Source organism: Bacillus sp. 7884-1, assembly GCF_002272245.1.
Taxonomy (GTDB): domain Bacteria; phylum Bacillota; class Bacilli; order Bacillales; family Cytobacillaceae; genus Neobacillus.
Genome location: NZ_NPDD01000146.1, coordinates 44,739 through 55,543 on the forward strand (window position 1 = coordinate 44,739; position 10,805 = coordinate 55,543).

At 38.4% G+C, this 10,805-nt stretch carries 8 protein-coding genes and 3 pseudogenes; 2 read left to right on the top strand and 9 right to left on the bottom strand.

The genetic code is table 11. The features are described 5' to 3' along the window. Positions 1 to 178: 178 nt before the first annotated feature. The 5 genes and pseudogenes from CHI06_RS17390 to CHI06_RS17405 all read right to left on the bottom strand — a co-directional run bounded on the left by CHI06_RS17390 (position 179) and on the right by CHI06_RS17405 (position 4,181). Positions 179 to 1,963, bottom strand: coding sequence for an acyltransferase family protein (locus tag CHI06_RS17390; protein WP_095249891.1), 1,785 nt, complete (start codon positions 1,961 to 1,963; stop codon positions 179 to 181). A gap of 47 nt (positions 1,964 to 2,010) precedes the next feature. Beyond that, the gene (locus CHI06_RS17395) at positions 2,011 to 2,463 is read right to left on the bottom strand and encodes a DMT family transporter (RefSeq protein ID WP_257009345.1); all 453 of its coding nucleotides are present in this window, start codon (positions 2,461 to 2,463) and stop codon (positions 2,011 to 2,013) included. Positions 2,464 to 2,676: 213 nt separating this feature from the next. Beyond that, positions 2,677 to 3,093, bottom strand: a pseudogene (locus tag CHI06_RS30940) (translocation protein TolB); the annotation flags it as partial. A gap of 21 nt (positions 3,094 to 3,114) precedes the next feature. Beyond that, positions 3,115 to 3,840, bottom strand: a pseudogene (locus tag CHI06_RS30945) (AMP-binding protein); the annotation flags it as partial. Beyond that, the gene (locus CHI06_RS17405; protein ID WP_095249893.1) at positions 3,816 to 4,181 is read right to left on the bottom strand and encodes an AMP-binding protein; all 366 of its coding nucleotides are present in this window, start codon (positions 4,179 to 4,181) and stop codon (positions 3,816 to 3,818) included. The pseudogene CHI06_RS30945 and the gene CHI06_RS17405, both read right to left, overlap by 25 nt. A 256-nt stretch (positions 4,182 to 4,437) precedes the next feature. Between CHI06_RS17405 and CHI06_RS17410 the strand changes: the two are divergent. Together CHI06_RS17410 and CHI06_RS17415 are read left to right on the top strand one after the other, a co-directional pair. Then, positions 4,438 to 4,869: pseudogene (locus CHI06_RS17410) on the top strand (LysR family transcriptional regulator); the annotation flags it as partial. Beyond that, positions 4,866 to 5,279, top strand: coding sequence for a LysR family substrate-binding domain-containing protein (locus CHI06_RS17415; RefSeq protein WP_095249895.1), 414 nt, complete (start codon positions 4,866 to 4,868; stop codon positions 5,277 to 5,279). The pseudogene CHI06_RS17410 and the gene CHI06_RS17415, both read left to right, overlap by 4 nt. On the opposite strand, the gene CHI06_RS17420 is transcribed toward CHI06_RS17415, so the two are convergent. The 4 genes from CHI06_RS17420 to CHI06_RS17440 form a co-directional block, all read right to left on the bottom strand. Continuing rightward, positions 5,209 to 5,598 (bottom strand): spore germination protein, encoded by a 390-nt coding sequence (locus tag CHI06_RS17420; protein ID WP_095249896.1) that lies wholly within the window; start codon positions 5,596 to 5,598, stop codon positions 5,209 to 5,211. The genes CHI06_RS17415 and CHI06_RS17420 overlap by 71 nt on opposite strands. A gap of 198 nt (positions 5,599 to 5,796) precedes the next feature. Then, positions 5,797 to 6,345 (bottom strand): pyridoxamine 5'-phosphate oxidase family protein, encoded by a 549-nt coding sequence (locus CHI06_RS17425; RefSeq protein ID WP_095249897.1) that lies wholly within the window; start codon positions 6,343 to 6,345, stop codon positions 5,797 to 5,799. 1,054 nt (positions 6,346 to 7,399) lie between these two features. Continuing rightward, positions 7,400 to 8,326 (bottom strand): LysR family transcriptional regulator, encoded by a 927-nt coding sequence (locus CHI06_RS17435; protein WP_095249898.1) that lies wholly within the window; start codon positions 8,324 to 8,326, stop codon positions 7,400 to 7,402. A gap of 222 nt (positions 8,327 to 8,548) precedes the next feature. Continuing rightward, a partial coding sequence (locus tag CHI06_RS17440; RefSeq protein WP_179292668.1) for a carboxypeptidase regulatory-like domain-containing protein occupies positions 8,549 to 10,805 on the bottom strand: 2,257 nt, incomplete at its 5' end.

Consider the following 10,805-nt stretch of genomic DNA (forward strand, 5'->3'; position numbering starts at 1 on the left):
TTATTATAATTTCCAATTAGATGGAAATAAATCGAAATATAAAATTACAAAATTCGACATTATTCGAACGAATATTAAAAAACCAAAAGTTGGCCAAACAGCAACAATAATAGAACCTCAGTTCCCTATCTGAGGTTCTACTTCATGAAATGTGATTTATAAAAATCAGGCAATATAGTTACTCCTTGATATGTTCCACTAATAGGTTGGCGTATGTTTCGCCACCTTGCTTCGTTAAATGAACACCATCATTTGCAAAATATTCCGCATGGCCGGCACTGGCGCTATACCAATCTATGATAACGGTATGAGGCACACTTTTAACGACTTCTTCTAATGTTTGGTTTACGTTCGTTTCCCATTGCCTAGGTACTCGACAATTTACTAAATAAACTTTTTTATTTTCCAGACCTTTGATAAGATTTTCTAAGTCTGATTTGACAAAAGGTCCATTGGTTCCAAGTTGGATAAACACATACTCCCCTAATTGCCCACTTCCCTCCAGCATCTTAATCACCTCTGGCACCTCAGACATTTGCCGGCCGACACGGTAATCAATCGTCGCTTCGGGGTAATGGTTTTTAAAGTATGGTGCGACATCATGAAGAATGGAATCCCCAATTACGGTAATAGTCTTCACATTAGGATCTGGTTTCGTGATTTCCTCTTCAAGTTCTGGCTCTTTGGCTGGTTCTTCGTTAAAATCTATTTCATTAAATGCTTCAAATGTTAACGCTTCTTGATTCGTAACCACAACGGTAGTTTTCGAAGCAAATACGACGCCTATTCCTACTAATGATGCAATGAATACAGCACAGCTTGCAATGAAAAGCCTTTTCTGATTAATTGGCAGATCTTTGAATCCTATTAGAAACGATTTTAACTTCCCCGACCGTATCGGTACTTCCACAAATCGATAGGATAACTCTGAAATAAACAATGTAGAAACTATCTGTAAGGTTATTCTCCAGAAGTTTAATCCATCTGTATTAACAATCGGGTTTGTTAAGATAATAATTGGATAATGCCATAAATAAATACCATAGGAACGAATCCCAATCCATTGGAGCGGCTTTACACTGAGCCATTTTGCGAGCTTACTAGCAGGATGTGCTAATGCCGCTACTACTAAAATGGTAATTATAGATAAAAGAAACATGCCCCCCTGATAATGAAACGGGTCAAATTGCGATGTGATTACAAATAGTGAGACCATCAGCAACAAACCTGTTATTCCTGCTATTTCAAGAACGAAACTAGCATGCCTTGGTAATGTTTTAGATAATCGCTGGCTTGGCCAAACAAAGGCAAGTGCGGCTCCTAGAAGAAGTGAGAAAGCTCTTGTATCTGTTCCATAATACACACGAGAAGGATCCTCCCCCGGTATATAGAGGAATGCCATTAACCAAGCAGAAATGACGACTCCTACTAAAATAACCAACACTCGAAACCTTTTTCTTTTTATAAAAGGTAAACCAAGAATCATTAGCAGCGGCCATATAAGATAAAATTGCTCCTCAATTGCCAGTGACCATATATGCGTTAAGGGTGAAGCAGGACCGAAGCTATCAAAATAGGATACTTCATGAAAAATGTACCACCAATTTGTAAGATATAAAATTGAAGGTAAAAAATCTGAACGTAATTTTTCAAACGAAGGATGATTCGTAACCATCACCCCTAAGGTAACGATAAAAATCATCACCAATACGGCCGGAGCCAGTCTGCGAAAACGCCGAATCATGAAGCGAAGGAAGTTAATTTTATTGTTTTTATTCCATTCATCTCTAAGAATATCTGTAATCAAGTAACCTGACAAAACAAAGAATACCGTTACACCTGAAAACCCACCCTGAAACAAAGGGATATTCAGATGGTAAAGAATAACACCCATGACAGCTATGGCTCTAAGTCCATCAATCCCCGGCATATATCTGCGTTTATCGTTGCTTGAGACCGACATTACATCCCCTCTCCTACGTCATTGTGAAAGGATTGTTATTTACTTCTTCAAAACCACTTAATGTTTCCCTTAAATATCAAAAGTAACGAGACCAGCAAAAAGACTAATCCTGTAATGCGATACCAATCAATTGGTATAGGTTGATTAGTGAAGATCCCAAAATGATCAAGTGTAACACTAATAAATAACTGTCCGACAATAACAGCTGTTATTGCTGAGGCTACTCCAATTTTTGGTACGATGGCAACCATGATAGACACATAACCAACTCCAAGGGCTCCACCAAGCAGCTGCCATTTCGAAACGTTTGTTACTTTTAATAGATCCCCTTTTCCCATAAAAATAACGAGTAATAAGAGGATAATGGTTCCGATAAAAAATGAAACAAAACTAGCTTCAATTACGCCAATCCTTTTTCCCAACACACCATTGATCCCGGCTTGTAATCCAATACAAGTCCCAGCAATAATGGCAAATAATAAGTAAAAAAACATGTACATTATTTATTCCACCTTTAATTATCACAACTCCTAAGTCCAATACTTAAGAGTCAATACTCTAAATGATTATGCTTTTAGATAAATGACTATGAATACAGCATGTCCTACCGGAATAATTTTTACTGATTTATTTAGGTTGGGAAGAAGAATTGGGCGCCTTCTAAATATATGAAATATAGTTGATCTGTTAAAGAAGTACAAAGTGGAGTTACATCACTGTGTAAAGAACACTGGAGCAGATTCAACATTTTTAAGCCATATATACTCTTGATCATTTAAGCCGTCCTTCACCCATACATCACCTTTATATTCCTTATCCTTCCTGCGTACCCAACGAAGATGAGTTCCAACAACTTGAGGATCTTCATCAAGTTCGTTCTTCTTTGGAAACGAGATTTGCTGTTGTTCTTCTGATCTTATATTAATCTCATAAAGGGCTGTAAACATTGTTGGGACAGGTCCTTCGTCCCACACCTTGTTCTCTTTTGCACGCGCCACGACCACCTTGTCTGGAGAGATCCATTCTAAATCGAGGTCTACGAACCCTTCAGGTGTATATTCCTTTTGCTGAATCGAGCTTGGCATATCGGCAATTTTCGTTTTCCTGTTTTCTACAAAAAATCTTCCTTCCATTTGTTTATTCATTGCAATTTCACCTTCTATACCGCGACGAACTTCAACTCCATATTCATCAACAATTTTTATTCTGCTCATAATCGTTGATTTACCACAGCACTGTAATATTTTTTGATACTCCTCATCGGCGCGGTGATTCGCTTTCTTAAGCCAGGTTGCAGCACTTTGAGTTTCAGTTAATCCATAAATTCGAAGAAAAACCTGCCCAAACATCTCTAAGCCCTGCCTCAACCGATTTGCTGCTATCGGTGCTGTTCCATATTGAATGATTCGAATGGATCTCACATCAAATTCTTTATTTTCCATAAAATCAAACAAATAGAGGGTTGTAGGTACAGTACTTAGGAACGTAACCTTATTTTTTTCAATATGTTCCAATACGTTCTCAGGATCAAACTTACTTTTTATATAGATTTGTGTTCCTTTTACCATACCAGCGTATAAATAAAGTCCAGCAGCATGCGGCAATGGTGTAGTCAATAGAATTTTTTCATCTTCTTGCATATTCGTCTCAATGGCTATTGAGAGGTAGGTTAGAACGGTTCCTTGATGATTATGTACGACTCCTTTTGGCTTTCCAGTGGTTCCACCAGTGTAAAGGATTAATGAGAGATCTGTAGGGTTAGTTGAAACATTTAACGTAGCTTCTGATTCATTAGCTTGGAAGGATTCCCATGAAATGAATTGATCAGGTAAATTTTCTTTTCTGCCGACCCCTACAATCGTTTTGATTTTGGCAATTCCATTTGGATGTTTTCAATAATGGAGAAAAATTGTTCTTCAACAATTAAGACTTCTGCATCAGAGTCATTTAAAATGTAAAGAATCTCGTTCTCTCCCAACATGTTATTTAAAGGGACTTTTGTTCCACCCGCAAAGAAGATTCCTGCTTCACTAATGAGGTATTCAGGAGTGTTGGATAAAAGCAGAGCAACCCTGGTATTATTTTTTACCCCACATTTCTTCAATCCATGAGCAACCCTGTTAGCTTGCTTATGTAATTCATGATATGTGAAGGATTGAGATTGAAAATGTACAGCGATTCTATCTGCATGATTTTCATAATAGATTGTTGAAAAAATCGTTTAAAGTTAGAATGGATTGATTCATTGGATTCCTCCCCTTTTGAATAAATATTTTTGACAGTAAACTAGATTCGACACCATGAAATGTTTAATCATTTCGAATAATATGAATACTTTTTTGTTTAATAATTTGATACTACCACTACCTCTTTTAATGGTCTAATATATGATACAATTGTATTAATATTCAAAAAATATTATTCTAGGAAAATAAGGAGATAGTTATGGGGTTTAGACATTTACAGTATTTCGTTGCAGTTGCGGGGAACTCCATTTTGGCAGAGCAGCTAAACGATTAAATATGAGTCAACCACCCCTTAGTCAACAAATAGCTCAATTAGAAAAAGAGTTAGGAGTTGACTTATTTTATAGGACAAAACGAAGTACGGAATTAACACCTGCTGGTAAGTTTTTTCTTGAACAAACCTATGATATTATGAATAAACTTGATAGATCCATTATGGATGTTCGAAAAATCCATCAAGGAGAAAAAGGTCAATTAATTATAGGATACAAAGGATTTTTGAATAAACTTATATTACATTTAATTCGAACTTATCGTTCTAGATATCCAAAAGTAGAAGTCGTTTTACAATTTCTGTCTTCAGTTAATCAATTCCAATACTTATATGATAATAAGATTAAACTTGGTTTTGTTTGTCCTCCTATTGACAGCAGCAATTGAATTCTCGGTTAGTCGGCTTTGCTCCTTTTGTAGCAGCGTTACCTTCATCCCGTCCCTTAGCAATGGATACATCACAATTAGATATTAGAGAACTGAAAAATGAACCTTTTGTTATGACTCATCGTAAAAATGAGCTAGGCTATTATGATACAATCATTTCCATATGCAATCGTGTAGGTTTCAGCCCAAATGTTATCCAAAAAGCCGAAGGAATTTTTACAATCCTTACCCTCATTTCCACTGGATTGGGAGTTTCTCTTGTTACGACTTGGAGAAAAAATGAAGATTCACCACTTGTAGACACCTTTCTTGGTGTATATGATGAATTGTTTAATGAGGCTAACAATTTAAAGGAGTATTACCATTTAATATTCCATTTATTACTTTTTCTTGATTATTTTCTCGTTTAAACAGTGATTGTTGAAAAGCTTTTTCTAAATGATTGAATGACATTTCTATTAAGGGTGAAAGTATTTCCCACTCTAACGTTTTGGAATCTACTAATGAGTCTAAATAAATAATCTGAATTTCATCCTGATTAAATGAACGATGAACAAGGTCAAAAGAATCCCCTAATTCTGTAAGTGTCTTGTCATAAGTTGCTTCTGTAATTGTTTTTTCATTTGAAGCTTTTTTATTACTATTCAAATGCTGCGTTTTAAGCAGATTAACAAAATCTGTATCCTTTTGTAAGAAAATCTTTTTGAGTATTGTTCGAAAGCGACCCATTTAAGTTCCATCCTTTTAACCGGGATAGTTCTATTATTTACCATTAATTTTCAAATATGTATTTAGAGACCTCAAAAATAGAAAGACTTAATAAAAAATGCCACGAAAAAATTTCGTGGCGGTCAATTGGCTTTGAAAAAAGTTATTCGGTCACCCATCAACGGGATGTAAGTATCGCCTCACTTGTGCCTTGTTCCTTTACACCCGGTCGGTACGAATGGTCCTACCTTCATAGAACATACGATCTAGGATCACATCTTTCTCTTTGGCCGAAACGGATGATGCGGTTAATTTATAGATGAAAGTTTTACTACCTAAGGGGGAAACATATCGTTCCAAATGACTCTTCCCCAGCGGTCGATCATAATAGCCTGGCACATATTTGTTCAGCATGACCTGCATGGCTTCCGTTGCCTCGTTTATATCGGTTACATGAACCAAGGATCCTTCGATGATCACACTCATATATGCTGTATCCGTTTTGGCGGGTATCGGACTGGTAATTGTCCCATAATTTGTGCTTACAGTGAAGCAGGCCAGAGGGTTATTCTCGATGTAAGTGACTTTTCTTCCTTCTTCTGCCCCATGAAAATAGATAGCGTCGTTCAGCCAAACAAAATTGAGTGGAATGACATATGGGACGTCTTCTAAAGATAAGCCGAGAAATCCAGTTTGGGCATTTTCTAGAAAGTGCTGGATTTTGTCGGTATCAGTACAATTGCGTTTCTGATTACGAATGGGAAACATCTTAATTATCTCCTTTTAAAGTTTTATGAAATAACTATTAGGGTGTATTTAAAGCTTGATAAAAATTCAAGGAAGTTTGAGTGTGATTTAAAGTTATCCATATTCGCGAAACGAAAGAATAAAAATGCAGCCCAACTTTATAGGGCTGCGTTACTTTCACCTGTTCTTTATTCATTCAGCATAAATTTCCCTTTAGTTAACAAAATTAATAATGAATGCTCATTTTACTCGGACTTTGCTAAAAGAGTTCTATATCATGTCCCATTTCAATTGTACAAGGTGTTTTCGAACATGATGAACAAAGGTATTCCAATAATTACTTTGAAAGTGAACCGCCATGTACTGCATCGGCATATATTACTGTCTAAACAGGAAATCTGAAACGATTCACTTGGTCCGACGATCCAGCCATCCCGAGTCGTCAGGCGCGTTTGGGACCGACAACCTTTTGCCAGCCCCTGGCGGACCATCGAGTGACTTTAACAGTGATCTTGGTGGTACTTTAGCCTAGTTCTGAAAACAGCTATTCACTTAGAACATTGCCATGTCAGCGGGAATCCACCTGTCTCCTATTAGCGTAACGATTTGAATGCCGTGCGGAGTTCTGAAGTGATGTACCCTGGTTGCTCCCAAGCTGCGAAGTGTGTCCGCCCTTTGGAAGTTTGTTGTAGTGGATTAGATACAGGTATGCTTTCTCTGCCCAACTCCTCGGTGCTTCATATAGCTCATCCGGAAATACGCTAACGGCAACTGGGATTTTGACTCCTTTGACGCTGAAGAAGGAGACTCCAGCTTTACTGTTCTCCCAGTAGAGACGAGCCGCAGAAACCGCTGTGTTCGTAAACCAGAAGAGCGAGATGTTGTCGAGAACGTCGTCGCGTGTTAGGCCTTCTTTGACTCCAGCAAAAGATCTCGAGATCATTGCAAGGCTTTTCCAGTCGTGGTCAAGCATAAAGGCTGCCAAACCGACTGGCGAATCCACCAGTCCGGTCAGCGCCTGCGGGCGCGTTCCAATGACAGCTCGAATTTTTGCATTAAATTTCGGATTCTATGGTCAAGCTTTGGATAACTGTGTTTCTTTATAGCTCTCCTCTAATGCCTTATTCGCATTTATAAAGTTCATTAATATTTCGATAAAACCTTTTGCAGCTGTTCCAATATATTTTTGTTTATGGTGGACAATATCCACTTCCTTGATGAAGGCTGGATTTGATATTTTAATAGCCTTTAAACTCCCTGTATTTTCCAGCGCGAAGAGTGTACTAGATAAAATGGTAGCCCCTATCCCTTCCTCGACTAGTTCCAATATCGCCTTTGAATCGGTTGATTCAATGATAGGCTGTATGACAACTCCTACAGATAGACACGCATCGGCAAATAATTTCCTAAAACAATGACCAACTGGATTTAATATTAGCGGAATATTGTGAATCTCACGAAACTCAATTTCGTCTCTCTCAGCCCAAGCATGATCCGTTCGCACGACTAAATAGAATTCATCCTCGTATAAAGGAATTTGGATAAAACTCTCATCTGGTCTTGGCATGAAAGTTAGAGCCAAGTCAATTTCGTTTTGTTTTACCTTTTCTACTGGGTCATCAATCGAAAATAACTGTATTTGAACGTGAGGGTACTTAGCATGAAACTCTAACAAAACCTTGGAGGCTATAAGACTTAGGTCACCAGAAAGTGCCCCTATGACTAATTTCCCTCTTTTCACATTTTGCAGCTCCCCTATTTGTTCAGTAGCAAATTTTAAATTTTCGAACACTTTTTTGCAATGTTCAAGAAGGATTTCGCCAGCTTCAGTGATCGCTATTTTTTTATTCAAACGATCAAATAAACGAACACCCAGTTCATCTTCTAACGCTTTCATTTGGTAGCTTAAAGTAGGTTGACCAATTCTTATTTTTTCAGCAGTCCTTGTAAAATGCAGTTCCTCACATAGTGCCATGAAGTATTCTAATTGTCTCAACTCCAAGATTTTTTACCCCATTTACCGTTTCATTTTTTTATAGCACGGTACTAGCTGTCTATCCTCCCAGGATCATAACGATAAGCGACAGCTCACGCATTTGTATGGATGGTGAACTGTCACTATTATCTGATAACTATCAATCTATCTCAATAAATTTCTAAAAGGACAACAATTTATTTGCCTTGAACTTGAATAGTTGGAATCGCTGTCCCCTTTACTAGAACCTTATCTTGATGGTGTTTCAATAACAGGTGCTGAGATCGCATTGTTCATGACCGCGCGAATCATCATATTCCCATATTCCGGTGTCGTAACATGCTGCCACGTTCCATCGTACAGCCACCAATTCCGATCATGAAAGGTGCTATTTTGATCACTTTCGAGACTTGGTATTGTACCTATGGCAGAAGCGTCAGGCTGTACATAGACAAGGTAGAAATCTCCCGTTACAAAAATGTTTTTATCCGTTAAATCGACATGAGTCCATTCCCCATCAGTCTGCGCAGCTGCTTCAAACGGACCTGCAATTCTTTTACCGGGAGATCCGTTAACACCGGTGGAATCATAAACGGCTACTTGAAATCTAGTTGAGCCCGGGGATGGCCATTCTGTATTCACTTTAAAGAGTCCTCCTGTCAGCCAAGATTTCGTGACTCCTTCTTCCAATGACATTCTAATCGCAAAGCCATTTTTAGCACCGTGCCAAAACCATGAATTTTCCGAAGTCCCATCATCATAGCCGATTTCTCCGGGAGTTCCCAAAAATCTTTCCAATTCAACATTCTGTTTGGTTTTCTTTTTCGACTGGAGTGTAATCGAGTAATTATTATAAACATAATCTTTCTTGAACACATGTAACGTATAGGTACCTTCAAAGGCAGTAAGTGTAAATCTTCCTTTACTATCTGTTTTCACTGGTGTAATGGCAGCATCCTCTACTAAAGAGAGGATGGCATCAGATATAGGTTTCCCTGTCGTTTGATCCTTGACTACCCCTTCTAGTGTTCCTTTTCCTAGAGGTTTAAGAGTAAGGTTTGCTTCGACGGTCCCGTCTTTTGGAATTGAAACAGCTTGGTCTTTGGAATGAAAACCATAGGCTTCAGCGCGAAGAGTGAATTCCCCTGCGTTATGTGTCATGGAGAACCTTCCATCTTCAGGATTAGTTGCAACTGAGTATCCGGAGTCTACTAGCGTTACCTTTGCACCGATTGGTAATACTTTTGGTTGACTAGAATTAGTCTCAACCATTGTAGCCGTCGGAGCTAATATATTACTATTTGTTTGTTTTTTTGTATGGATTTCCCCTATTGCCTTTTTTACCTTACTTCCCACAAGGGCTTTGTCCGTTAAGGATATATCATCCAAATACCAGCCATCATGAGGCTCAAAATCAAATCCTGTTAGCCATGAAAACTTATAGAAGCAGATATAAATCCGCTTTCCGGCGTAAGACGAAAGATTTACTTCTGCATCAATCCATTCATCAGTAGTATACTCTAGTGGTACTCCATTTTCACCAAATTTAGTGGCTTCCGTTTTAGTTAGTATTTCCCAATTCTGGCGGTCTGTAGAGACAAGCACCGCTCCGAAATCGGTTGAACCGCCGACTCCATCTGGACTAAAGTCATACCATTGCTTATATTGCAGGTATAAATTACCACTTTCAGGAATATCGATCGGAGGCATATTGAGATAAGAATGCGTATTAGGAGCATGAGGACCCTCCAAATTGGTTCCATATACGTTTTTTCCTGAGAAAGCTTGGCCAGGTCCTGCTGCTGGGCTGCCCCATTCCCAATCGTTTTTCCATCCTTCTGAATACCAGCCTTCAGGAACAGCTTCTAAATCTTGAAAATAACCAATTGTAATCGCAGGTTTAACTTCTGCATGAAAATCCTTAGAAGTTACTTGGTTTTGTCCATAATCAACCATTTTCCACTTATACGTAAATGTGCCTTCCTTTACATCCTCACCTGGAACTACAGCTTGATAGGTCCCATTTCTAAAATCACCGGCTGTTCTTCCTGCTTTTACCGTTTTCCATTGTTGACCAGCTAAATACTGTATTTCTACAGTATCTACTCTGATGTTGTCTTGCACTTCCACTGTTAGTGGCAGCACTACCTGGTCGTACACAAAATCAGGAGAGGTATGCTGGTAGGTTGGATTTGCTTTATCTTTTCCATCATATACGACTAAACCTTCAATCTTCCCATTTCCATTATTATTTGTTTTTATTGCATTGTAAGCGTTAATAAATCCATGACCATACCCATAGTTAGGGGAAGACGGAAATTCTGTATCTGTCAATGGGATGGCTGAATTGAACAGTATTTCCTCAATTTGGTCAATTGAGAGGGAGGCATTTGCTTGCTTTAACAACGCTATGACTCCTGTAATATGTGGTGTTGCCATTGATGTACCACTCATCAGCTCATAGTCATTGGTAGGTACGGCTGAGCGGATATCGACACCTGGTGCT

What these genes read in the sequence shown, in the direction of transcription:
- CHI06_RS17390 (WP_095249891.1), bottom strand. Translation starts at nt 1,963, where the DNA reads ATGTCGGTCTCAAGCAACGATAAACGCAGATATATGCCGGGGATTGAT.
- CHI06_RS17420 (WP_095249896.1), bottom strand. Translation starts at nt 5,598, where the DNA reads ATGGGTCGCTTTCGAACAATACTCAAAAAGATTTTCTTACAAAAGGAT.
- CHI06_RS17425 (WP_095249897.1), bottom strand. Translation starts at nt 6,345, where the DNA reads ATGTTTCCCATTCGTAATCAGAAACGCAATTGTACTGATACCGACAAA.
- CHI06_RS17395 (WP_257009345.1), bottom strand. Translation starts at nt 2,463, where the DNA reads ATGTACATGTTTTTTTACTTATTATTTGCCATTATTGCTGGGACTTGT.